At 60.2% G+C, this 25,247-nt stretch carries 18 protein-coding genes and 1 pseudogene; 15 read left to right on the top strand and 4 right to left on the bottom strand.

The genetic code is table 11. The features are described from left to right. Positions 1–32: 32 nt before the first annotated feature. From speA to LOY38_RS26400, 4 genes are all read right to left on the bottom strand, one after another. Positions 33–1,946: an arginine decarboxylase gene (gene speA, locus LOY38_RS26385; protein WP_258697730.1), complete on the bottom strand. Its 1,914-nt coding sequence runs from the start codon at positions 1,944–1,946 to the stop codon at positions 33–35. 222 nt (positions 1,947–2,168) lie between these two features. Continuing rightward, the gene (locus LOY38_RS26390) at positions 2,169–2,540 is read right to left on the bottom strand and encodes a translation initiation factor Sui1 (RefSeq protein WP_105340398.1); all 372 of its coding nucleotides are present in this window, start codon (positions 2,538–2,540) and stop codon (positions 2,169–2,171) included. Positions 2,541–2,817: 277 nt separating this feature from the next. Beyond that, a complete protein-coding gene (locus LOY38_RS26395) occupies positions 2,818–3,387 on the bottom strand; it encodes an NUDIX hydrolase (protein ID WP_258697731.1) in 570 nt (189 codons plus the stop codon). Positions 3,388–3,390: 3 nt separating this feature from the next. Then, entirely contained in the window at positions 3,391–4,458 is a 1,068-nt protein-coding gene (locus LOY38_RS26400; RefSeq protein ID WP_258697732.1) for a DUF2333 family protein, read from the bottom strand. A gap of 316 nt (positions 4,459–4,774) precedes the next feature. Between LOY38_RS26400 and gcbA the strand changes: the two genes are divergently transcribed. From gcbA to LOY38_RS26475, 15 genes and pseudogenes are all read left to right on the top strand, one after another. Beyond that, on the top strand, positions 4,775–6,445 hold the full coding sequence (gene gcbA, locus LOY38_RS26405) for a diguanylate cyclase GcbA (RefSeq protein ID WP_258697733.1): 1,671 nt from the start codon (positions 4,775–4,777) through the stop codon (positions 6,443–6,445). Positions 6,446–7,936: 1,491 nt separating this feature from the next. Beyond that, positions 7,937–8,443 (top strand): annotated as a pseudogene (locus tag LOY38_RS30440) (methyl-accepting chemotaxis protein); the annotation flags it as partial. Between the two features lie 153 nt (positions 8,444–8,596). Continuing rightward, complete coding sequence (locus LOY38_RS26415; protein ID WP_258697735.1) at positions 8,597–9,094, top strand: hypothetical protein; 498 nt, start codon at positions 8,597–8,599, stop codon at positions 9,092–9,094. Between the two features lie 348 nt (positions 9,095–9,442). Continuing rightward, positions 9,443–11,182 carry a protein-disulfide reductase DsbD gene (locus LOY38_RS26420; RefSeq protein ID WP_258697736.1) on the top strand — a complete coding sequence of 580 codons (1,740 nt, stop codon included), beginning with the start codon at positions 9,443–9,445 and terminating at the stop codon, positions 11,180–11,182. 132 nt (positions 11,183–11,314) lie between these two features. Then, positions 11,315–11,767, top strand: a complete 453-nt coding sequence (gene aroQ, locus LOY38_RS26425; protein ID WP_123358611.1) for a type II 3-dehydroquinate dehydratase — start codon at positions 11,315–11,317, stop codon at positions 11,765–11,767. Between the two features lie 46 nt (positions 11,768–11,813). Beyond that, on the top strand, positions 11,814–12,275 hold the full coding sequence (accB, locus tag LOY38_RS26430) for an acetyl-CoA carboxylase biotin carboxyl carrier protein (protein ID WP_258697737.1): 462 nt from the start codon (positions 11,814–11,816) through the stop codon (positions 12,273–12,275). A gap of 17 nt (positions 12,276–12,292) precedes the next feature. After that, on the top strand, positions 12,293–13,651 hold the full coding sequence (accC, locus tag LOY38_RS26435) for an acetyl-CoA carboxylase biotin carboxylase subunit (protein WP_258697738.1): 1,359 nt from the start codon (positions 12,293–12,295) through the stop codon (positions 13,649–13,651). A 156-nt stretch (positions 13,652–13,807) separates the two neighbouring features. Further along, the gene (locus LOY38_RS26440; RefSeq protein WP_258697739.1) at positions 13,808–15,361 is read left to right on the top strand and encodes a Fic family protein; all 1,554 of its coding nucleotides are present in this window, start codon (positions 13,808–13,810) and stop codon (positions 15,359–15,361) included. A 178-nt stretch (positions 15,362–15,539) separates the two neighbouring features. Continuing rightward, positions 15,540–16,418, top strand: a complete 879-nt coding sequence (gene prmA / locus LOY38_RS26445; protein WP_258697740.1) for a 50S ribosomal protein L11 methyltransferase — start codon at positions 15,540–15,542, stop codon at positions 16,416–16,418. Positions 16,419–16,448: 30 nt separating this feature from the next. After that, positions 16,449–17,672: a DUF3426 domain-containing protein gene (locus LOY38_RS26450; protein ID WP_258697741.1), complete on the top strand. Its 1,224-nt coding sequence runs from the start codon at positions 16,449–16,451 to the stop codon at positions 17,670–17,672. Positions 17,673–17,857: 185 nt separating this feature from the next. Further along, on the top strand, positions 17,858–18,868 hold the full coding sequence (dusB, locus tag LOY38_RS26455) for a tRNA dihydrouridine synthase DusB (RefSeq protein WP_258697742.1): 1,011 nt from the start codon (positions 17,858–17,860) through the stop codon (positions 18,866–18,868). Further along, positions 18,865–19,185 (top strand): DNA-binding transcriptional regulator Fis, encoded by a 321-nt coding sequence (gene fis, locus LOY38_RS26460; RefSeq protein WP_003186237.1) that lies wholly within the window; start codon positions 18,865–18,867, stop codon positions 19,183–19,185. The genes dusB and fis overlap by 4 nt, the downstream gene beginning before the upstream one ends. Positions 19,186–19,265: 80 nt before the next feature. Then, entirely contained in the window at positions 19,266–20,873 is a 1,608-nt protein-coding gene (purH, locus tag LOY38_RS26465) for a bifunctional phosphoribosylaminoimidazolecarboxamide formyltransferase/IMP cyclohydrolase (protein ID WP_258697743.1), read from the top strand. A 152-nt stretch (positions 20,874–21,025) separates the two neighbouring features. Then, positions 21,026–22,321, top strand: a complete 1,296-nt coding sequence (gene purD, locus LOY38_RS26470; protein ID WP_258697744.1) for a phosphoribosylamine--glycine ligase — start codon at positions 21,026–21,028, stop codon at positions 22,319–22,321. Positions 22,322–22,420: 99 nt separating this feature from the next. After that, entirely contained in the window at positions 22,421–25,198 is a 2,778-nt protein-coding gene (locus LOY38_RS26475) for a hybrid sensor histidine kinase/response regulator (protein WP_258697745.1), read from the top strand. The last annotated feature ends 49 nt before the right edge of the window (positions 25,199–25,247 follow it).

Here is a 25,247-nt window from a genome sequence, read left to right on the forward strand (position 1 = left end):
TTCAGACAACCCGATGGGCGCAGCGCCTTACCTCAAGAAGACAGGTAAGACGAACGGGTCAGGCCCAGACGCAAGGCATCGAGGAACTGGGTGCGCTCGGCGGCGCTGATGCGGGCACTGGCGCACTTGTCGCGGTAGTGGGTCATCAGCTCTTCCGGCGACAAGTGCACGTAACGCAGCATGTCTTCGATGGTGTCGTGGGTTTCGATACCGGCGTGGTACACACTGCCGTCGGCGTTCTGGTAGATGTTCACCGAGTCGGTGTCACCGAACAGGTTGTGCATGTCGCCGAGAATTTCCTGGTAGGCACCCACCAGGAAGATCCCCAGCAGATAGTCTTCGCCTTCGTTCAGACCATGCACCGGCAAGCTGGTCTCGATGCTCTGCTCGTCGACGTATTGCTTGATCTTGCCGTCGGAGTCGCAGGTCAGGTCTTGCAGCACCGCACGGCGCAGCGGCTCTTCGTCGAGACGGTGCAGCGGCAGGATCGGCAGGACCTGGCCGATGGCCCAGGTATCCGGCAGGCTCTGGAATACCGAGAAGTTGCAGATGTACTTGTCGGCCAGCTTGTCGTTGAGTTCGTCGAGCACCTGACGGTGGGAACGCTGACGGGCCTTCAAGGAGTTGTGTAGACGACGGCACACGGCGAAGTAGCATTGCTCGGCCAGGGCTTTTTGCGCCAGGGTCAGCTTGCCATCGGCGTATTGAGTGGCCACGTCGCTCATGTAGTGCGTGGCGCGCCAGTAGGTCTCGGTAACCATTTCAATGTCGGTCGGACCGAGCAGGTCAACCAGCCACTGCACGGTTTCCGGCAGCTCTTCCTTGTTATCGATCTTCGGCACGTCGTCGTTGTGTTTCTCGACGTCGGTCACCTGCACCACCAGCATGGCGTGGTGGGCGGTCAGGGAGCGGCCGCTTTCAGAGAAGATGTTCGGGTGCGGCAGGCTCTGCGCGTCGCAGAATTCCTTGAGCATCCCGACCACGACACCGGCGTAATCGTCCATGTCGTAGTTGATCGAACTGGCGTTACGCGAGTGAGTACCGTCGTAGTCGACACCCAGGCCGCCACCGACGTCGATGTGGTCCACCGGCAGGCCGAGGTTGCGTAGCTCGCCATAGTAACGGATCGCTTCCTTGAAACCGTGCTGGTAGTCCGCCAGGTTGGCGATCTGCGAACCCATGTGAAAGTGCAGCAGGCGAATGCCCTGGTCCAGACCCGCAGCGCGGAAACGATCGACCACCGACAGCAGCTGCGCCGCCGACAGGCCGAACTTGGATTTTTCGCCACCGGTGTCTGCCCACTTGCTCGACGCCAGGGACGACAGACGCACGCGCAGGCCGACCTGCGGCTTGACCTTGAGCGCCGCCGCTTCTTCGATCACCAGACCGACTTCGGATTCTTTCTCGATGACGATGAACACGTTGTGACCGAGCTTCTGGCCCATCAACGCCAGACGGATGAACTCGCGGTCCTTGTAACCGTTGCAGACGATGGTGCCGCCCTTCGGCGCCAGCGCCAGTACCGCCAACAGCTCAGGCTTGGAGCCAGCTTCCAGACCGATCGATACGTTCTGGGTGGCGATGATGTTTTCGATCACCGCTTCCTGCTGGTTGACCTTGATCGGGTACAGCGCGGTGTACTTGCTCTGGTATTCCAGACGCTCGATGTTGGCGTCGAACGCACCGGTCAGCTGACGCACGCGGTCTTGCAGAATGTCGGGGAAGCGCACCAGCAACGGCAAGGACAAACCGCTTTTGCGCAGTTGGTCGACTTGCTCGAACAGGTCGATAGGCGAACTGGTCGGGCCGTTCGGACGAACTTCGACGCGACCGGCGTCATTGATCGCGAAATACCCGGCCCCCCAATGGCGAATCCCATAAACACTGCGGCTGTCCGCAACTGTCCATTGGCTGCCATCGTCTTTGCGTGTGCGTCTTACGGACATCGAAGTCCCCTATAAAGAAGTCATAGAGCGTCGCCTTGAGTTCAGGCCGGCGCAGTCTAAAGAATGAAAATGACGGTTCGTCAACGAGGGGGTAGACCTCGTTGACCGCAGTGAGTTTAGAAACCGGTCATGAACAGGCTCTGTGAAAACCATGGAGACGACGCCAGGCCAAAATGAAAAATCAGGACTGGATCAAGCCGCGGGTGGTTTTCACAGAGGCTGCTAGCCGCCGGACTTCTTCGCCTTGAAACCGTGTTTGATCAGCTCAGCCAAGAGTAGCTCGACATGATCGCCCTGGATTTCGATGATCCCGTCTTTCAACGCCCCACCGGTCCCGCAACGTTTCTTCAACGTGGTGGCCAGTTCCTTGAGTGCGTCTTCGGCCAACGGCACGCCGGTGATGGTAGTCACCGTCTTGCCGCCACGGCCCTTGCTTTCGCGACGCACGCGAGCGATGCCGTCGCCGGCCGGGATGACGGTTTGTTTGCAGATGCAGGCATCCACCGGTTGACGGCAATCGGGGCAATGACGACCTGCGTCGGTGGAAAATACCAGGCCACCAAGGGCGGCGAAGGATGCGGCTTTTTTGGCCACCGGCAATCCTCTTGGGAGGACAAAGACTGGTCGCGGCAACTGAGTGCCATCGACCGCGAAGCCCCACTCAGGCAGGGGCAGCGCTACTGAAACGGAAAACCCGGTGTAGGAGCTGACGAGTGCAACGAGGCTGCGATCTTTTGATTTTGACTCAAAAGCTAAAGTCAAAAGATCGCAGCCGCGGCAGCTCTTACAACAAGCATTACCGGTTCAGCTTGAAAAGGTCGCGCAGTGTAACGGCAAAAAGCCGACTTGCTAAGAGCCAATCGGCGCCAATTTACAGCTCTTTTGCGACGTTCTCCCCTTGGGCACGAAGATAGCGCTTCAAGGCCGCCAGAGAGTCCGGGCAATAAGGCTTCTGCGTGATTTCCAGCAGAACCTGATCGATCGGGATGAAGCGCGCTTCAAGCACTTCTTCCGGCTGCAGGATCAACGGGCCATCCCACACCGCCGAAAACGCCGAACACCAGAGCCGGTTGCCGGTGTCCTCGAAGAAAAAGTGATCATGGGCGCTCAGTTCCACACCGCTCACACCCAGCTCTTCTTCCAGCTCACGGGCCGCCGATTCGGCGTAGGTCTCGGTAGCCAGCACCATGCCGCCGGCCGCCACGTCCCAATAACCGGGATATATCGCTTTGCTCAGGGTACGCCGGTGCACGCACAGCTCACCGGCAGAATTGAACAGCATGATGTAGGTGCCGCGCCCGATCAGCCCTCGTTCACGCAGGTCGGAGCGGACCAGTGCGCCGAGCAGGTTGTCCTGCTCGTCGACCCAGGCGATCTGCTCGGCATCCGAGGCCGCACGGTGGGCGGCCTCCCGCATGCTATCGACGGAGTTATCGACCATGACTCAGCCCTGATTGAGCAACTGACGCAAATCGATCACCGCGGCGTTGGCCCGGGAGATGTAATTGGCCATGACCAGCGAGTGGTTGGCCAGCACGCCGAAGCCGCTGCCGTTGAGGATCATCGGGCTCCAGACCGGCTCTTGCGAGGCCTCCAGCTCACGGATGATCTGGCGCACGCTGACCGTGGCGTTTTTCTTCGCCAACACATCGGCGAAGTCGACTTCGATGGCGCGCAGCAGGTGGGACAAGGCCCAGGCCTGACCGCGGGCCTCGTAGAACACGTTATCGATCTGCATCCACGGGGTTTCGACGACTTCTTCATCAACCTGCGGCACTTGACCGAGCGCCGGGACTTCGGTTTTCAGCGCGGTGTTGAGCTTGACCCGGCCTACGCTGGCCGACAGCCGTTGCGACAGCGAACCCAAACGGGTTCCCACATCACCCAGCCAGTTGTTCAGGTTGTCGGCGCGGGCATAGAACAGCGCGCTTTTCTGGTCAGCCCCCGACAGACGTGCCTGATAGCGGCTCAGGGAATTGATGCCTTCCTGATACTCGGACTCACTGGACGGCAGCACCCAGCTCTTGTTGTCGAAGTTGAAACGCGGCTCGGCCTTGGCCAGGTCGGCGTCTTCGGCGGACTGCGACTGGGAACGGGCGAAGTCTTTGCGCAACGCACGACTCAGGTCGCGAACCTGGACCAGCACGCCATATTCCCAGCTCGGCATGTTGTCCATCCACAGGCCCGGCGGAAAGCGGTCGTTGGAAATATAGCCACCCGGTTTGGTCAGCAGGGTACCGGCAACCGTCTTGAGGGTTTCCACCGTGGTGTAACCCACGACCATCTGCTTGCCTTCTTTTTCGGCCGCCATCTGGGCATTCTGCTGAACCGGGAACAATGCGGGCTCCTGGCTCCAGTACCAGCCCAGCGCGATAGCCACCAGCAGGTAAAGGCCAGTCAGAGTGGCCAGCGCCCGGCTGAACAACAGGCCGCCCAAATAACTGCGGGTGGCCGATTTCGGTTCAGCGGCACGTTCAGGCGCGCTGCCCGTGCGGTTCTTCCAGTCCAGCATGGCGGTATCCTTTCAATCACTTGAGTTCATCGGTTCGACCACAACCCTACGCCATCGTGCCTCATTTTGCCGCGCATTAATCCGCGCGGAGCACTGAGCCAGTGCAATCGCATGGTCGATGCGCCACTATAAATGAAGCACGCCCCTTGTAGCAGCTGGCGAAGCCTGCTGCTACACGGCTATCCGACCAGTCGGTCGGGAACTGAATGAAGTCGCTTTGCAGATTATTGACGTACGACACTCATGCAATCGAAAAGAGGTGCTAGCATAGAGCCATCAGTCGATCTCAGCATGCACCCTAACTAGTAGTCAGGATATGACCGAGCCAGAAGACCCCAGCCGTGAGCGCCTCAAGCACCACTTTGCCCAGCGGGTAATTCATCAGGCGCGTCAGATTCTTGAAATATGGCAACGCCTGCAACGCAACGAATGGTCCACCACCGACTTGTCGGAGCTGAGTGAGGCCAACCTGCGCCTGCTGCGTTTTGCCGAACGCTTCGAACAACCGGAACACACCCAGCTGGCACGCCACATCGGCCAGTCACTGGAAGCGGTGGATGCTAACCGCGGACGCCTGAGCAGCGGACTGATCACTGACCTTAATCGCCTGATGCAGCGCTTGTCCCGCACGGGCCTGCGCCATGGCGATCAATTCGAACAAACCTTCCTGCCGCCGCTGCGCAAACCGATCTACGTGATGCTGCAGGATCACGACCGGGCCGAGCGGCTGGCCAAGCAACTTGAATTCTTCGGGCTCAGCGCTCAATCCCTCGACAGTGTCGCCGCGTTCCGCGCCTCGATGGTCGAGCGTTTGCCGGCGGCGATTGTCATGGATGTCGACTTCAGTGGTGCCGGCATCGGCCTGAAACTGGCGGCCGAAGCCCAGATCGGTCTGGATGAACCGTTACCGCTACTTTTCTTCAGCCTGCACGAAACCGATACCCCGACCCGCCTCGCCGCCGTGCGCGCCGGCGGCCAGGAGTTTCTCACCGGCACCCTCGAAGCCTCGAGCCTGCTGGAAAAGATCGAAGTCCTGACCTGCGTCGCCCAGTACGAACCTTATAAAGTGCTGATCATCGACGACTCCCGCGCCCAGGCCTTGCACACCGAGCGTCTGCTCAATAGCGCCGGGATCGTCACGCGAACCTTGATCGAACCGATCCACGCCATGGCCGAACTGGCGGATTTCCAGCCGGACCTGATCATCCTCGACATGTACATGCCAGCCTGCACCGGTACTGAACTGGCCAAGGTGATCCGGCACAACGACCGCTATGTCAGCGTGCCGATCATTTATCTGTCGGCCGAAGACGATCTGGACAAGCAGCTCGACGCCATGAGCGAGGGCGGCGACGACTTCCTGACCAAGCCAATCAAGCCACGGCACCTGATCACCACCGTGCGCAACCGCGCGGCGCGGGCGCGCAATTTGAAAGCGCGGATGGTTCGCGACAGCCTGACCGGTTTGTACAACCACACCCATATTTTGCAATTGCTCGAAGATTGTTCATTCCGCGCCCGTCGCGAGAACAAGCCACTGAGCTTTGCGATGCTCGACATCGACCACTTCAAACGGGTCAACGACAGCCACGGCCATCCCATGGGCGACCGGGTGATCAAGAGCCTGGCGCTGTTCCTCAAGCAACGGTTGCGCAAGACCGACTTCATCGGCCGCTACGGCGGTGAAGAGTTCGCCATCGTCATGCCGGACACCGATATCGAATCGGCCTGCAAGGTGCTCGATGAGATCCGCCAGCGCTTTGCCGAGATTCACTACCCCGCTCAGCCCCAGGACCTCTGGTGCACCTTCAGCGCCGGCGTCGTCGATCTGCGCGAAGACTCCGACAGCCTGCTGATGGCCAGCCAGGCGGACGAGGCGCTGTACCGCGCCAAGAACGCGGGACGCAACCGTGTGCAAGCCGCGCGGGAGTCAAAGCAAAGTGCCACTTTTTCATCGGAATCGACCGATTCGGTCATAACCCTGTAACAAAAACGCAATAACTTCAGGCACTTACCATTCTGCCGTTGGTAGACCACGATGCGCCTGAAGCTGCTGACCAATCTCAATACCCTCCTTCTGGTCGCCGTGTGCGTGGCCCTCGGCGTCACCCTCTGGTGGTCGCAAAAGGCCCTGGAACGCCCCTATCTGTTAATGGAGCACTACCTGGGCCTGTCTCAGCAGTTTCAAAATGAAGTGGCGCGCAACGTTGAGGATTACCTGGCCAGCGGCGATGCCTTGCGCCTGAGCAGCGCCAGCCAGGCCATCGACAGCCTGCAAAAGGAGCTCGGCGAGTTGCCGCCCCCCTTGGCTGACACCTTGCGGCCCAGCCTGTCGAGCCTGGATGAGTTCAGCAAGACGGACCTGTTGGCCGCTGGCAAACTCGCCGGCGATCCACAGGCCCTGCTGCTGCAAGCTGAACGCGAGCTCGGCGCCAGCCTCGATCAGCTCAGCCAGTACGCCAGTGGCAACGCAGCGTATCTTGCGCCCTTGCTCGCCGCCTCCCAGCATCTGGGCAAGCTGTCTCTGGCCCGGGACAAACTGGTCAGCAGCGGACGCAGCGAACTGGCTGCCGATGTCGAGCGCGAAGTCGCCAGCATTCGCATTCAGGCCGAACAACTGGGCGCCTTGCCGCTGCTGGGGGTAACCACTAGCAGTGAATCGAACACCGATGATTTCGCCGCCATGATGGGCCTGGAGAACACCGAAAAAACCGTCGACGAAGACGCCGGTGTCGCTCTCAAGCGTGAACTCAACAGCCTGCTCACCCGCTACCCCGCTGAACTGGCACGCACGCGCGAACAGATCCAGAAGCGCACCGACCTCAGCACCGCGACGCACTTGAAAATTACCGCCGTGCAACAGGCCATCGCCGGGCTGGAACCGGTGGTGCGCGCCCAGCACGGGCAAATCCAGGGCGAAGTACGGCTGATGCAGGGAGTGATGATCGGGCTGATCCTGCTGATCGCATTGCTCATCGATACCTTGCAGCGACGCCTGGCCCGAACCCTGACCAACCTGGCCCCGGCGCTTTCGACCTGGGCCGAGGGCGACTTCAGCCGCGACATTCAACTGGGCGCGACCAACCGCGAACTGCATGACATTCAAGCCTCGCTCAATCGCTTGCGCGCCTATCTGGTCGACCTGGTAGGTACCATTCGCCTCAACGCAGAACAGGTCGCCGGCAGCAGCCGAACGCTGGCCGAATTGAGCAACGACCTGCACAGCGGCGCCGAGCATCAGGCCGGCGACACGGCACTGATCCGCGACTCCCTCGGTGAACTCGAGGCGACGATTCAACAAGTCGCCGGTGACGCCAGTCAGGCCGCTGACGCCAGTCGCCACGCCGGGCTTGCGGTGGAGCACGGCCAGAAAGTAATCGGCCTGAGCCTCACCGGGCTGCATGCGCTGGTGGGCGAAGTGCAAGGCAATGCGCAGATGATCGAACATCTGGCTGAAGAGTCAGCGACCATCGGCGGTGTGCTGACAGTGATCCGCTCGATTGCCGACCAGACCAACCTGCTGGCCCTGAACGCTGCCATCGAAGCGGCCCGCGCCGGAGAAATGGGCCGGGGGTTTGCGGTGGTGGCCGAAGAGGTTCGCTCACTGGCCCAACGCACCGCCGGTGCCACGGCCGAGATTCAAACACTGATCGCCGGCCTGCAAACCGCCGCGCGGCAATCGGTCGAAGGCATGCGCGCCCAGGTCGAACACGCCGAAGCCACGGCCAATCAGGCCCAGGCGGCCGACGGCGCGCTGGATAAAATTGTCGGGGCGATCCAGACCATTTCCGACACCGCCGTGCGCATCGCCGATGTCACCGCCCAGCAGAGCGGCGCTGTCAGCGAAATTCGCGATCACAGTGAACGGATTCATCAATTGGGTGGGGATAACTTGCTGAGGATTGGTGAAGGCCGCAGCCAGGGCGAACATTTACTGACGCTGGGTGGGCAGTTGCATACGGCAGTGCAGGCATTTCGGGTCTAAGGGTTGCGGGCCCGAACGCAACTAACGGGCAGGACTATCGCCACCTAAGCCCTTGCATGAAAACTCCTGTTTATCCATGCGGTGGTTTTTAGTAGTCGTTTTGATGCTAGGGTTTAGCGCTTCAATTTATCGAGCGCGCAACAGGAGTGCCCCGTGATAGTTCCAACTTCGCCCCCAGACGCATCAATGCCCGGTTCAGGAACTAGAAAAAAAAATACTTACACAATTGTCACCTCCTGCCTGCTGGCTGTATGCCTGGCATACATCGGCTGGACATGGCTTATGTCTTCCAGCGCCCCGGTGCTGACCGATGTAGTACTCAAACTACCCCTTGGCGCTAATGGCTTCATCTACGGTCTCAAGGATGATCGAGGCGGAGCAACAGTGCCGTTCAGCTATCGATACTATGTCTATCGCGAACTGACATCCGATGAACAAATAGCATCTGAGCTAAAGAATGCCGGTCCGTTTCTCGTCACCCGGGATCCGGCTATAAAGGTCGATGCGCAAGGCTCGGTCATCAATGTATCGACCACTCAGGAAGTGTACGAGTATCACAGCAGCACGCTGTTTCGGCATACCAACAGCACCCAATACACCCCTGTAACAATCAACTTGTGCAACCATTCCAACGATCAATCAACAAAGTAAGCTCGACGCTGCCCACCGGAGCGACCAGAAAAAACGTCAAGATCCGGCAACATGGGCGGCCCCCTATACATGGCCGCTCATGCATTCAGGTGTCTGGTGAGCAAGGGGAGAATTTGTTGGTGCCGGGTGGACGACTGCATACAGTCGCTCAGGCCTTCCGCGTCTGATAGGCCACCTTCGCGAGCAGGCCTGCTCCCACATTTGATCGCATTCCCCTGAGCGAACTCGGTTAAATGTGAGAGCGGGCTTGCTCGCGAAGACGTCGGAACATTCACCACAGAACGCCCCACCCTGCACACCCCGCGACTGTCCGCTATCATGCCCACACTTTCGATACGCGAGATTGTCATGCGCCGTTTGCTCTGCCTGCTGTTTTTAGTGCTCGCCCTGCCGGCTACCGCCGCCGGCTTGCTGGACAGTCGGCCCAGTTCCACCCTGGGTTCGATCAACAACAGCGCCGACTTCCTGCCGGTGCGCGAAGCCTTTCAGTTGAGTCTGGTAGACAGCACGCCGCAATCGGTCAAGCTGCGTTTCGTCGCCACCGAGGGTTACTACCTTTATCGCCATCGCTTCCAGTTTCGCGCCGATCCGGCCGACGTTGGCCTCGGCGCGGTGCAACTGCCCAAGGGCGAACAAAAGCACGATGATTACTTCGGCGATGTCGAGGTTTACCACGGCATTCTCGATGTAGAACTGCCGCGCACCGATTCTCGCGCCTTTACGCTGGCCGTGACCTATCAGGGCTGCGCCGACAAAGGCCTGTGCTACCCACCCGAGACCGAGCGCCTGAGCATTGATGGCAGCGGCGTTGCGACGACAGCGTGGAGCTGGCGAGAACTGGCGCTGTTCTTCCTCGCTGGCCTCGGCCTGACCTTCACCCCCTGCGTGCTGCCGATGCTGCCGATCCTCTCCGGCGTGGTCCTGCGCGGGCAAGTCGGTGGTTTACGCGGTTTCAATCTGTCACTGGCTTATGTGTTGCCAATGGCAGCCTGTTTCGCCCTGCTCGGTGCCTTGATGGGCATGTTCGGCGCGCAGCTGAATCTTCAGGCGCGCTTGCAATCGGCTTGGGTGCTGGTGCCGTTCGCGCTGTTTTTCGCGGTGTTTGCCTTGGCCATGTTTGGCGTATTCGAACTGAAACTGCCCCACGCCATCAGCAGCCGTCTGGACCGGATCGCCGGACGTACCGAAGGCGGCTCGCTGTGGGGCGCGGCGGTGCTGGGCGTGGTGTCCAGTCTGTTGGTTTCGCCTTGTGTGTCGGCACCATTGGCCGGCGCGCTGCTGTACATCAGCGCCAGCGGCGACGCTCTGGGCGGCGGATTGAAACTGTTCATGCTCGGCTTGGGCATGGGTGCGCCACTGTTGCTGGTGGCGACCGGTGGTGCGGCCTGGCTGCCAAAAAGCGGGCCGTGGCTGATCTACGTGAAAAACGCGATTGGCGTCTTGCTGCTGGGGCTGGCGATCGGCTTGCTCAGCCGAGTGTTGCCGGGCCAGATCACCTTGCTGTTGATCGGCTTGCTCGCCGGTGGCGTCGGGTTGTTCATGGGCGCGCTGGAGTTCGTCTATAAACCGCCGAGAAAACGCCTGGGGCAATTGCTGGGAATGTTCCTGCTGTTTTATGCGCTGGCCTGCTGGTATGGCGCGCTCAGCGGTCAGACCGATCCGCTCAACCCCATTGGCCAACCGCGCATTGTCGCGGGCAACGATCAACCGCAAAACACCAGCAACTGGCAGACCATCACCACGCCAGCCGAACTGGATCGCGCCCTCAATGACGCCAAAGCCGCCGGCACACCGCTGCTGCTCGACTGGTATGCCGACTGGTGCATCAGTTGCAAAGTCATCGAACACGAAGTCCTCAACGATGCCAACGTCGTCGAACGCCTGAAAGGCTATCGACTGATCCGCTTCGACATCACCGCCAGCAATACCGAACAACGTGCCCTGCTCGACCGCTACACGCTGTTCGGTCCTCCGGCGCTGATGTTTTTCGGCAAGGACGGCGTCGAACGCACCGATGTGCGAGTGATCGGCGAGATCAATGCCACGGACTTCGCCGAACGTGTTGCGAAAGCAAATGACCGGATTTAATTACCCGGTCACAAATTTCGCGCAAACATCGGCCATCGTGCTGGCTATTGCATAGAACTGGACAGTCACAAAGGCTTTGCGGCATAGTCGCCGGGTTCTGACAATTGCACACAGATAACAAAGGAGCAGCAGATGGCGACCCTATTGGTTTTGCACGGCCCGAACCTGAACCTGCTCGGCACCCGGGAACCGGGCGTCTACGGTGCAACCACCCTGGCGCAAATCAACCAGGATCTGGAACAGCGGGCGCGCAATGCCGGCCACCATTTGCTCTACCTGCAAAGCAACGCCGAGTACGAATTGATTGACCGCATCCACGCTGCTCGCGGCGAAGGTGTGGACTTCATTCTGATCAATCCAGCAGCTTTTACGCACACAAGTGTCGCATTACGTGACGCGCTGCTGGCGGTGAGCATCCCATTCATCGAAGTGCATTTGTCTAACGTGCACAAACGCGAACCTTTCCGCCATCACTCTTACTTCTCCGACGTAGCGGTGGGAGTGATCTGCGGCCTTGGCGCCAGCGGTTATCGACTGGCCCTGGAGGCCGCCCTAGAACAGCTTGAAAGACCGGCAACAGCTTGAACAACAAGCGTAACGCCCCTGACCGACCCTTGGGAGTTGATGATTCATGGATATCCGTAAAGTTAAGAAACTGATCGAACTGCTGGAAGAGTCCGGCATCGACGAGCTCGAGATCAAGGAAGGCGAAGAGTCCGTACGCATCAGCCGTCACAGCAAGACGCCGGCTCAGCAGTACTACGCACCGGCTCCAATGCCTGCTCCGGTTGCCGCGCCTGTGGCTGCCGCTCCGGTTGCCGCTGCCGCCCCTGCGGCTCCGGCTGCCCCAACGCTGAACGGCAACGTTGCCCGTTCGCCAATGGTCGGCACCTTCTATCGCAAATCTTCGCCAAGCTCGCCGTCCTTCGTTGAAGTCGGCCAGACCGTGAAGAAAGGCGACACCCTGTGCATCGTCGAAGCCATGAAGATGATGAACCACATCGAAGCTGAAACCAGCGGTGTGATCGAATCCATCCTTGTCGAAGACGGCCAGCCGGTTGAGTACGACCAACCGCTGTTCACCATCGTTTGAACCGCGGAGAAACTTTGATGACTGCGAAGTTGGAAAAAGTTCTGATCGCCAACCGCGGTGAGATTGCCCTGCGGATTCTGCGTGCCTGCAAAGAGATGGGCATCAAGACTGTCGCCGTTTACTCCAAGGCCGACAAAGAGCTGATGCACCTGGGCCTGGCAGACGAATCAGTCTGCATCGGCCCGGCCTCGGCCGCGCACTCTTACCTACACATTCCGGCCATCATCGCCGCGGCTGAAGTGACCGGCGCTACCGCCATTCACCCAGGCTACGGTTTCCTTGCGGAAAACGCCGACTTTGCCGAACAGGTCGAGAACTCCGGCTTCGCGTTCATTGGCCCGAAAGCCGACACCATTCGCCTGATGGGCGACAAGGTATCGGCCAAGCACGCCATGATCGCCGCCGGCGTTCCAACCGTTCCGGGCTCCGACGGCCCGCTGCCTGAAGACGAAGAAACCGCTCTGCGCATCGGTCGCGAAGTCGGTTACCCGGTGATCATCAAAGCCGCTGGCGGCGGTGGTGGTCGCGGCATGCGCGTTGTGCATAAAGAAGAAGACCTGATCTCCTTCGCCAAACTGACCCGCACCGAAGCAGGCGCGGCGTTCGGCAACCCGATGGTCTATCTGGAAAAATTCCTGACCAACCCACGTCACGTGGAAGTTCAGGTGCTTTCCGATGGCCAAGGCCATGCTATCCATTTGGGCGACCGCGATTGCTCGCTGCAACGTCGTCACCAGAAGGTTCTCGAAGAAGCGCCAGCACCGGGCATCGACGAGAAAGCACGCGCTGAAGTCCTCGCTCGCTGCGTCAAGGCTTGCATCGACATCAACTACCGTGGTGCGGGTACTTTCGAGTTCCTGTACGAGAACGGCGCGTTCTATTTCATCGAAATGAACACCCGCGTTCAGGTTGAGCACCCGGTTTCGGAAATGGTCACCGGCATCGACATCGTCAAGGAGATGCTCAGCATCGCCGCTGGCAACAAGCTGTCGTACACCCAGGATGACGTCGTTATCCGCGGTCACGCGCTGGAATGCCGGATCAACGCCGAAGACCCGAAAACCTTCATGCCTAGCCCAGGCACGGTCAAGCATTTCCACGCACCAGGCGGCAACGGCGTTCGCGTCGATTCGCACCTGTACAGTGGCTATGCCGTTCCGCCGAACTACGATTCGTTGATCGGCAAGCTGATCACCTACGGCGCAACCCGTGACGAAGCCATGGCGCGCATGCGCAATGCGCTGGACGAAATCGTTGTCGACGGGATCAAGACCAACATCCCGCTGCACCGCGATCTGGTCCGCGATGAAGGCTTCTGCAAAGGTGGAATCAACATCCACTACCTGGAACACAAGCTGGCTGGCGAAAAGCATTAAGCTGTGATCCATACCAACAAAGCCGCTTTCGAGCGGCTTTGTTGTTTCTGGAGGTTTCATCCATCTCTGTGGTGTTTAACTGGCAAGAACTAGCATGTCCGGGCTGGCTATAATCGCCCCTTTAATCAGCGCACCGCCACAAACCAGAGCCCGCCCATGCCTGAAAAACTACCAATAAATCTGAACGACCTGCTGCGTCAGCGGACAGTCGAGGGTGAGCGAATCGAATACAAAACGGGCTGGAATCCTGACCCGATCATTCGCACGCTCTGCGCCTTCGCCAATGACTTTGAAAACCTGGGCGGTGGCTATGTGGTGATTGGGCAAGATTGCGACGCCAACGGTCAGCCGGTTTTTCCACCGTCGGGCCTTGCTGATCAGATGCTCGACAAGATCCAACTTGAACTGTTAGCAGCTTGCCAATCGATTCAACCCGCCTATTTTCCAGTACTGAGCGTGGAAGAAGTCGAAGGCCGCAAGCTGATCGTATTGTGGGCGCCGGGCGGGCAAAATCGCCCGTATAAAGCCCCGGCGGCGGTGACAGCCAAACACCGGAGCCTGCATTACTACATCCGCCGCTACAGCAGCACAGTGGAAGCCAAGGGAGAAGCTGAGCAGGAACTCTTGAGCCTTACTGCCAAGGTGCCTTTCGATGATCGCTTCCACTTGGGGGCCAGCGTCAGCGACCTGTCCAAACCGTTGATGCAAAACTTCCTGCAAGAGATTGGCAGCGCCCTCGCAGAAGACGCCGACCACCTGTCTACCGAGGCGCTAGGCCGACAAATGAACGTCGTGGGTGGCCCAACTGAATCGCCGTGGCCCAAGAATGTGGGTCTGATGTTCTTCAGCAACGCCCCGGAACAGTTCTTTCCCGGCACCCAGATTGATGTGCTCTGGTTTCCCGAAGGTGCTGGCGGCGACCGTTTTGACGAAAAAATCTTCAAAGGCCCTCTAGCAACCATGACCCGTGAGGCTTTGGCCTACATCCAGCGTAATTACCTGCATCAAACGGTTATCAAACACCCAGACCGTGCCGAGGCCACAAGGATCTGGAACTTCCCCTACGGGGCGATTGAAGAAGCTTTGGTCAATGCCGTGTATCACCGCTCCTACGAAGAACGCGAACCGATCGAGGTCCGCATCAGCCAGGAGGAGCTGGTGATTTTGAGTTTCCCGGGACCCGACCGTTCAATCCGCCTGGAGGACCTGCGAGCCGGTCGCGCCGTTAGCCGCCGCTACCGCAACCGGCGAATCGGGGAGTTCTTGAAAGAGCTGGACCTGACCGAAGGCCGCTCGACCGGGATCCCAAAAATCCTCAAGGTCATGGCTGCCAATGGTTCGCCCGCACCACTATTTGAAAGCGACGACGACCGGATCTCGTACGTCGTGAGGCTGTCCGCACACCCTCAATCGCAGAAGACTGATGCAACGACCGGGGAAGTCACCATGGAAGTCACCATGGAAGTCACCATGGAAGTCGCTGCGCTGCTGAAGGTCATTGACGGTGAGATGAGCCGACAAGAACTTCAAACCGCCATGAGCCTGAAAAATGCCGACCACTTTCGCAAGGCTTACATACTACCGGCAATCGCTGCCGGGACCCTTGAAATGACGCTGCCCGAACAACCTAACAGCCGTCTGCAACGCTATCGCCTGACGAACAAAGGCTTGCAATGGCTCAAAGCCAATAATGCAGGGAGCCAGCATTAAGATGTGATCCAGCGACAAAGCCGCTTTCGAGCGGCTTTGTTGTTTCTGGAGATAGCCTCGGCCCTACAAAAAAGCATGCACGTATCGGCCTTGTCGTCTTCTGCCTCGCGCTCGCGTAAACTTGCGCGCTTCTCGCAGCCCGCTAGGCTGCAATCTATATTTTTCAAAGGTGCCCGCCATGCCTTGGCTGCAAGTCCGTCTCGCCATCAGCCCAGAACAAGCCGAAACCTACGAAGACGCTTTCCTTGAAGTGGGCGCCGTGTCGGTGACCTTCATGGATGCCGAAGATCAGCCGATCTTCGAGCCAGAACTCAACACCACCCCGCTGTGGTCGCACACGCACCTGCTGGCCCTGTTCGAAGGTGGCACCGAAGCCGCCAGCGTGCTGGCCCACCTCGAGTTGCTGACCGGCAGCCCGCTGCCCGAACATCACAGCGAAGTGATCGAAGACCAGGACTGGGAACGCAGCTGGATGGATGGTTTCCAGCCGATGCGCTTCGGCCAGCGCCTGTGGATCGTCCCGAGCTGGCACGCCGCGCCCGAGCCTGACGCAGTGAACCTGCTGCTGGACCCGGGCCTGGCGTTCGGCACCGGCACTCACCCCACCACCGCGCTGTGCCTGGAATGGCTCGACGGCCAGGACCTCAAGGGTTGCAACGTGCTGGACTTCGGTTGCGGATCGGGGATTTTGGCGATTGCCGCCCTGTTGCTGGGCGCCAAGGAAGCCGTCGGCACCGATATCGACGTGCAGGCGCTGGAAGCCTCCCGCGACAATGCCGGGCGCAACAACATTGCCGAAGCGCTGTTCCCGCTGTATCTGCCGCAAGACCTGCCGCAGGTTCAAGCCGACGTACTGGTCGCCAACATCCTCGCCGGCCCGCTGGTTTCCCTGGCGCCGCAACTGTCCAGCCTGGTCAAGCCGGGCGGTCGCCTGGCGCTGTCGGGCATCCTCGCCGAACAGGGCGAGGAAGTTGCCGCCGCTTACGCTCAGGACTTCGATCTGGACCCGATTGCCAATCGCGATGGCTGGGTGCGCATCACTGGCCGTCGGCGCTAGAATGAGTGCCTGCATAAACCGGATTGCCGCATGACCGACAGCTTCGTCACCCAGTGCCCGCATTGCCAAACCAGCTTCCGTGTCAGCCATGCTCAGTTGAGCGTGGCCCGCGGAGTGGTTCGTTGCGGCTCGTGCTTGCAGGTGTTCAACGCCGCCAGGCAGTTGCTCGAGCAACGAGCAGCCGGCAAGGAAGCGGTCAAACCGGTTGCACCGGCACCCGTCGAACCGCCGGTACAGCGGGCCATCAGCCAAAAGCAATGGACCGCTGCCGAAATGGATCTGGACAGCCTGGACCTGGACGAAGAGCTTGCCCGGCTCGAACAGCGGGAAATCCAGCCAACAACGGAATTCGGTCGGCCCCGCGAAGACAGCCTCAGCGCTCGCCGTGATAACGCCGAGCACGACGAAGCCCCCTGGTCCGACAGTCTCTTCAGTGAGTCAGCCGCCGATCGCGCACAAGCCGCCGACGCGCCGATGCCAGAACCGACGATCGAGCCTGGCAAACACGCGCGCACCGAGCCTTCGCTGTCCCTGGAGCCCGTGGAGCCGAACGACGAGCCCCAGATACAACAGCTGCGCCTGCACGACCCGCTCGACGCCCCAATCCCCTTTGGCGGCCTGTCGGCGACAACCGACGAGATCGACGACGACCTGCCCTCGGTCGAACCCCTGCGCAAGCGACGCGAACGCAGCGAACCAGCCCTGCGCGCTGAAGTGCTGCAGGACCTGACCGACGACCCGTTGCAACTCGATTGGCAACGACGTCGCTCCCCCTGGGGTCGGCGCTTTTTCTGGTTGCTGCTGATCCTGCTCGGTGCCGCCGGCCTCGTCGGTCAATACGTCGCCTACCACTTCGACGAACTGGCTCGTCAGGACCAGTACCGTCCATGGTTCCAGCAACTGTGCCCGCACATCGGCTGCACGGTGCCGTCCAAGGTCGACATCGCCAAAGTCAAAAGCAGCAACCTGGTGGTTCGCAGCCACCCGGACTTCAACGGTGCGCTGGTGGTCGACGCCATCATCTACAACCGCGCCCCCTTCTCCCAGCCGTTCCCGCTGCTGGAACTGCGCTTTGCCGACCTCAACGGCCACCTGATCGCCAGCCGCCGCTTCAAGCCCGGCGAGTACCTCAACGGCGATCTTGAAGGCTTGGCGGAAATGCCGCCGCAAACGCCGATCCACATCGCGCTGGACATTCTCGATCCAGGCCCCAAAGCGGTGAACTACAGCCTGAGCTTCCACTCTCCCGAGTGAAACGCTCGAGCGTTACGGGCTTGACGGCGGTTTCCTGACTTAGACCGTTCCAACCAAACCGCTGGCGATAACGAATTAACTGTTCAGATTTTGTTCAATTCAGCCTTTATCCAGTCATCGAGAGCGGGTATCATGCCAACCCTTTTTCGAACTCTCATGATCCGGCCCCACAACAGGGAAGTCCTATGTCGGCGGTACGCATCGGTCCATATACATTGCACAACGGCTTGATCCTCGCCCCAATGGCGGGTGTCACCGACCAACCCTTTCGTCAGCTGTGCAAGCGGCTGGGCGCGGGTCTTGTAGTCTCGGAAATGGTCACCAGCGACATGAGCTTGTGGAATACCCGCAAATCGCGGATGCGCATGATCCACGAAGGCGATCCCGAGCCACGCTCGGTTCAGATCGCCGGTGGTGATGCGCAGATGCTGGCGGATGCGGCCCGGGCCAACGTCGAGCTGGGTGCACAGATTATTGATATCAACATGGGCTGTCCGGCGAAGAAGGTCTGTAACAAGGCCGCCGGTTCCGCCCTGTTGAAGGATGAAGCATTGGTGACCGAGATCCTGCAGGCCGTGGTGGCCGCAGTCGATGTGCCGGTCACCCTGAAGATCCGCACCGGCTGGGACCGGGCGAACAAGAACGGTCTGACGGTGGCGAAGATCGCCGAACAGGCAGGCATTACGGCGCTGGCGGTGCATGGCCGCACCCGCGCCGATCTGTACACCGGTGAAGCCGAGTACGACACCATTGCCGCGATCAAGCAGGCGGTGTCGATTCCGGTCTTCGCCAACGGCGATATCGACTCACCCGAGAAGGCCCGGTACGTGCTTGACGCGACTGGTGCCGATGGCCTGTTGGTGGGTCGGGCTGCCCAGGGGCAGCCATGGATTTTTCGTGAAATCGACCATTATCTGCGTACCGGCGAAAAACTCCCGGCACCGGAACTGATCGAGGTGGAATGTATTCTGCTTGAGCATCTGGCCGCGCTGCATGCCTTCTATGGCGACGTCATGGGCGTGCGCATAGCTCGCAAGCATGTGGGCTGGTATCTCGCAACCTTGCCGGGCGCCAGGGAGTTCCGCGCCCACTTCAATCGTTTGGAAGATACGGAAGCACAATGCGCCTACGTTCGGGCCTTCTTCGCCGAACGCTACAAGAGCCTGACAGGGGACGGAGAAGGGGTGGCTGCATGACGATGATGACCGAGACTTTAGTGAGTGGAACAACACCCGTGAGCGACAACGTGAATTTGAAACAGCACCTCAATACGCCGAGCGAAGAAGGTCAGACCCTTCGCGGGAGTGTCGAGAAGGCGCTGCACAATTATTTCGCCCACCTTGAGGGCGCTGCCGTCACGGATGTGTACAACCTGGTGCTCTCCGAAGTCGAGGCTCCCCTGCTCGAAAGCGTGATGAACTACGTCAAGGGCAACCAGACCAAGGCCAGCGAGCTGCTCGGGCTGAACCGGGGCACCCTGCGCAAGAAACTCAAGCAATACGATTTGCTGTAAGCATTCAATCAAACCAGAAAGGCGCCTGCGTAAACCGGTCGCCTTTTTTGCTGACTCCTTTGCTTTTGATGGACATTGAAATGACCGACCAGACTACCCGCCTGCCGATCCGCCGCGCCTTGATCAGCGTTTCCGACAAGACCGGGATTCTCGAATTCGCCAAAGAGCTCGAAGCCCTGGGCGTCGAAATCCTCTCCACCGGCGGGACATTCAAGCTGCTGCGCGACAACGGCGTTGCCGCAGTGGAAGTCGCGGATTACACCGGTTTCGCAGAAATGATGGACGGTCGGGTGAAAACCCTGCACCCGAAAATCCACGGCGGGATCCTCGGTCGTCGCGGTATCGACGATGCCATCATGAACGAGCACGGCATCAAGCCGATCGACCTGGTAGCGGTCAACCTGTACCCGTTCGAAGCCACCATCAACAAGCCAGGCTGCGACCTGCCGACCGCGATCGAGAACATCGACATCGGCGGCCCGACCATGGTCCGTTCGGCAGCCAAGAACCACAAAGACGTGGCAATCGTGGTGAATGCCAGCGATTACGCCAACGTCCTGGAAAACCTCAAGGCCGGCGGCCTGACCTATGCTCAGCGTTTCGACCTGATGCTCAAGGCCTTCGAACACACCGCCGCCTACGACGGCATGATCGCCAACTACATGGGCACCGTGAATCAGGCGGCTGAAACCCTCAGCACAGAAGGTCGCAGCGAATTCCCGCGCACCTTCAACAGCCAGTTCATCAAGGCTCAGGAAATGCGCTACGGCGAGAACCCGCACCAGAGCGCGGCGTTCTACGTTGAAGCCAAGCCTGCCGAAGTCGGCATCGCCACCGCGACCCAACTGCAAGGCAAGGAGCTGTCGTTCAACAACGTGGCCGACACCGACGCCGCGCTGGAATGCGTGAAGAGCTTCGTCAAGCCGGCCTGCGTGATCGTCAAGCATGCCAACCCGTGCGGCGTGGCCGTGAGCCCGGACGCCGAAGGCGGTATCCGTCAGGCCTACGAACTGGCCTACGCCACCGACACCGAGTCCGCGTTCGGCGGCATCATCGCGTTCAACCGCGAGCTGGATGCTGAAACCGCAAAAGCCATCGTCGAGCGTCAGTTCGTCGAAGTGATCATCGCCCCGTCCGTCAGCCCGGAAGCCCGCGCCATCGTGGCTGCAAAAGCCAACGTACGCCTGCTGGCCTGCGGCGAGTGGTCGGCTGACCGCGTTCCGGCCTGGGACTACAAACGCGTCAACGGCGGTTTGCTGGTGCAAAGCCGCGACATCGGCATGATCGGCAGTGAAGACCTGAAAGTGGTGACCAAGCGCGCGCCAACCGAACAGGAAATCAATGACCTGATCTTCGCCTGGAAAGTCGCCAAGTACGTCAAGTCCAACGCCATCGTCTACGCCAAGAACCGTCAGACCATCGGTGTCGGCGCCGGCCAGATGAGCCGCGTGAACTCCGCGCGCATCGCCGCGATCAAGGCTGAACACGCAGGTTTGCAGGTAGCCGGCTCGGTGATGGCTTCCGACGCGTTCTTCCCGTTCCGCGATGGTCTGGACAATGCGGCCAAGGCTGGCGTGACTGCTGTGATTCAGCCGGGTGGTTCGATGCGTGATGCTGAAGTGATTGCTGCGGCGGATGAAGCCGGCATCGCGATGGTATTCACCGGCATGCGCCACTTCCGTCACTGATTTCTTTGTTTGATCGTACCCACGCTCTGCGTGGGCACGCAGCCCGGGACGCTCCGCGTCCCTCGGACGCAGAGCGTCCGTAGAGGCATTCCCACGCAGAGCATGGGAACGATCAGTCCCCACAGAATTAGCGTCATCCGAGGTTTTTTGAAATGAATGTTTTGATCATTGGCAGCGGTGGCCGTGAACACGCCCTGGCCTGGAAAGTGGCTCAGGATCCGCGCGTGCAAAAGGTTTTCGTTGCCCCGGGCAACGCCGGCACCGCCATTGAAGCCAAGTGCGAGAACGTCGCCATCGACGTGCTGGCCCTCGAGCAGCTTGCAGATTTCGCGGAGAAAAACGTTTCCCTGACCATCGTCGGCCCGGAAGTACCGCTGGTCGCCGGCGTTGTCGATCTGTTCCGCTCCCGTGGCCTGGATTGCTTCGGCCCGACCGCTGGCGCTGCTCAGCTGGAAGGTTCGAAAGCCTTCACCAAGGACTTCCTGGCGCGCCACAAGATCCCGACCGCCGATTATCAGAACTTCACCGAGATCGAGCCAGCCCTGGCTTATCTGCGTGAGAAAGGCGCACCGATCGTGATCAAGGCCGACGGCCTGGCCGCCGGTAAAGGCGTGATCGTGGCCATGACATTGGCCGAAGCCGAAGACGCCGTGCGCGACATGCTGGCTGGCAACGCATTCGGCGACGCCGGTTCCCGTGTGGTGATCGAAGAGTTCCTGGACGGCGAAGAAGCCAGTTTCATCGTCATGGTCGATGGCAAGAACGTGCTGCCGATGGCCACCAGCCAGGACCATAAACGCGTCGGCGACGGTGACACCGGTCCGAACACCGGCGGCATGGGCGCTTACTCCCCGGCTCCGGTCGTCACGACCGAAGTCCATCAGCGGGTCATGGACCTGGTGATCTGGCCGACCGTGCGCGGCATGGCCGAGGAAGGTAACGTTTACACCGGTTTCCTCTATGCCGGCCTGATGATCGACAAGGCTGGTAACCCAAAAGTCATCGAGTTCAACTGCCGTTTCGGCGATCCTGAGACCCAACCGGTGATGCTGCGTTTGCAGTCGAGCCTGGTGTTGCTGGTCGAAGCTGCCCTGGCGCAAGCGCTGGACAAGGTCGAAGCACAATGGGATCCACGTCCGAGCGTCGGTATCGTATTGGCCGCTGGCGGTTACCCGGGTGACTACGCCAAAGGCGTCGCCATCAACGGTCTGGATGCAGCCGCGGCACTGGAAGGCAAAGTCTTCCATGCCGGTACTGCACTCAAGGACGGTCAGGTGGTGACAGCCGGTGGTCGAGTGCTGTGTGCAACCGCCATGGGCGCCAGCGTCGACGCAGCCCAGCAGCAGGCTTACAAACTGGCGGCTAAAATCGACTGGGAAGGCTGCTTCTACCGCAAGGACATTGGCTACCGTGCCATTGCCCGTGAGCGTGGCGAAAATCAGGAATAAGCCATCCATTCGGCCAGGCAAGGGCTTGCGGCCCTTGCCGGACTATTCCGGCGCCGCGCATAGTTATATTCTGGCATCAACCTACGAAGGGATTTCGCCGTGCGCTGGCTCAGGATCGCCATAGGCTTCACCGTCACTCTGCTGACCTTGCTCTGCATGCTCCCGGCCCAGGCCACGCAAGGCAGTGGGTGGGCGGTATTGCTCGACGAACAGGGCGACCTGCAGCTGAGCGACATCCGCTCCAGCCGCTACACCAATCAATTCAGCCCCATCGAACTCGACCACCTCACCGCGGCCGGGCCCGAGGGTGCGCTATGGCTGCGTTTCAGGCTAGCGCCCGGCAAGCACGAGCAATTGCTGCGGGTATTCGCTCCCGACCTGTCGCACCTCAATCTGTATGTGCTCGACGGCGACCAGCTGATCGATCAACTGAATACCGGTACCCGGCAGCCCCAGACTGAGCGTCCCCTGCCCAGCAGTGACTTCATGTTGCCGCTGCCACAAAGCGACAAAACCCTCGACGTCTATTTGCGGCTGGTCTCCGAACATCAGTTGCGGCCTTACATCACCCTGCAATCGGCGGTCGTGACCGCGGCCACTCAGAGCCAGACGTTGATCTACGGCCTGCTGTTTGGCTGCATCGGGATGCTGATCCTGCATAACCTGACCCGTTACGCCTACACCCGCTCGCGCAGCAGTCTCTGGCTGGCGGCGTGCGAAGTGTTGTTGCTGCTCAGCCTGGTGCTGCTGCTGAACCTGGCCGGCCCATGGTTGCCGAACTGGCACGCCGTGCAAACCCCCGGCGCCTATCTCGCCTTGCTGCTGACCGCACCTTGCGGCCTGATGTTCGCCTACTGCTTCTTCGCCCCGCTCGGCCCCCACCCGCTGAACAAATTGCTGCTGGGGGACATCCTGTTCATCGTGGCCTGCGGCCTGCTGTTGTTGTTCGTCAATACGCTGCCGCTGAACCTGATCACGTACGCGCTGGTTGCCCTGGCCGGCCTGAGCATGCTGTTCGTCAGTGCCTATCACTGGCAGAAAGGTTATCGCCCGGCACGTCTGTTCGTGGCGGCCATGGTGGTGTTCAACCTCGGCACATTGATTATCCTGCCGGCGCTGCTGGGGCTGACCCTTGTCGCCCCGCAAGGCCTGATCATCACGCTGTTGGTGTTTATCTGTATCAGTGGCCTGTTGATGAGTGTTGCCTTGGGCGAGCGGCAGCGCAGCATCACCGAAGACCGTTTCAGCGTCAGCCGCGACCTGGCCGCCAGCAATGCCGAAATCAATGCCAAGGCGGAGTTCCTGGCGAAGATCAGCCACGAAATCCGCACCCCGATGAATGGCGTGCTGGGCATGACCGAACTGCTGCTGGGCACACCGTTGTCGGTCAAGCAGCGCGACTACGTGCAGACGATCCATAGCGCCGGTAACGAGCTGCTGACACTGATCAACGAAATTCTCGACATCTCCAAGCTTGAGTCAGGGCAGATCGAACTGGACGACGTGCAGTTCGACCTCAACGCCCTGATCGAAGACTGCCTGAGCATCTTCCGCGCCAAGGCCGAACAGCAGAACGTCGAGCTGATCAGCTTTATCCAGCCGCAGGTACCACGGGTCATCAGCGGCGATCCGACGCGCCTGCGCCAGACCTTGCTCAGCCTGCTGGAAAACGCTCTGAAGAAAACCGACGAAGGCGAAGTCCTGATCGTCGTCGCGCTGGATGAGCGCAGCGCCAAACCGCGGCTGCGCATCGCCGTGCAGGACAGTGGCCAGCCGATGGAAGCGCAAGAACGCGACGCGCTGATGCATGCCGAACTGCACAGCAAGCACTTCCTCTCGGCTAGCACCCTGGGGGGCAATCTGGGGCTGGTGATTGCCCGTCAGCTGATCCGTTTGATGCAGGGCGAGTTCGGCATCAAGAGCGGCGCCAACCAGGGCAGCACATTGTGGCTGACCCTGCCGCTGGACCCGGACCGTCTCGAACATCCGACTTCGGACCTGGACAGCCCGTTGCAAGGCGCACGGGTACTGGTGGTGGACGACAACGATACCTGTCGCAAGGTGCTGGTACAGCAATGCAGCGCCTGGGGCCTGAATGTCAGCGCCGTTCCGTCCGGCAAGGAGGCCCTGGCGCTGCTGCGCACCAAGGCCCACCTGCGCGATTACTTCGACGTGGTGCTGCTGGACCAGAACATGCCCGGCATGACCGGCATGCAACTGGCCGCCAAGATCAAGGAAGACCCGAGCCTGAACCACGACATTCTGCTGATCATGCTCACCGGCATCAGCAACGCACCGAGCAAGATCATCGCCCGTAACTCCGGGATCAAACGCATCCTCGCCAAGCCAGTGGCCGGCTACACCCTCAAGACCACCCTTGCGGACGAGCTGAACCAGCGCAACAAAGGCCCGGCCATCTCGCAGCATCTGCCCACAGGCCCTACCCTTCCGGTCAAGGTGCCGAGCGATTTCCGTATTCTGGTGGCCGAAGACAACAGCATCTCGACCAAGGTCATTCGCGGCATGTTGGGCAAACTCAACCTGCAACCGGACACCGCCAGCAATGGCGAAGAAGCCCTGGTGGCGATGAAGGCCCAGCGTTACGACCTGGTGCTGATGGACTGTGAAATGCCGATCCTTGACGGTTTCTCTGCCACCCAGCAATTGCGTGCCTGGGAAGTCGGCAACCAGCGGATTCGCACCCCCGTGGTGGCGTTGACCGCACACATCCTTGCCGAGCACAAAGAACGCGCGCGCCAAGCCGGCATGGACGGGCACATGGCCAAACCGGTCGAGCTGTCGCAACTGCGCGACCTGATCGAGCATTGGGTTGCCCAGCGTGATCAGCAGAACCGGGCAGCGGTTCAGACTTCTTGAGCCGACAGCCCCCGCAGCGCCTGATAGACTCCCCCACGACTTCCCTCGC

The organism is Pseudomonas sp. B21-015, assembly GCF_024749285.1.
GTDB lineage: Bacteria > Pseudomonadota > Gammaproteobacteria > Pseudomonadales > Pseudomonadaceae > Aquipseudomonas.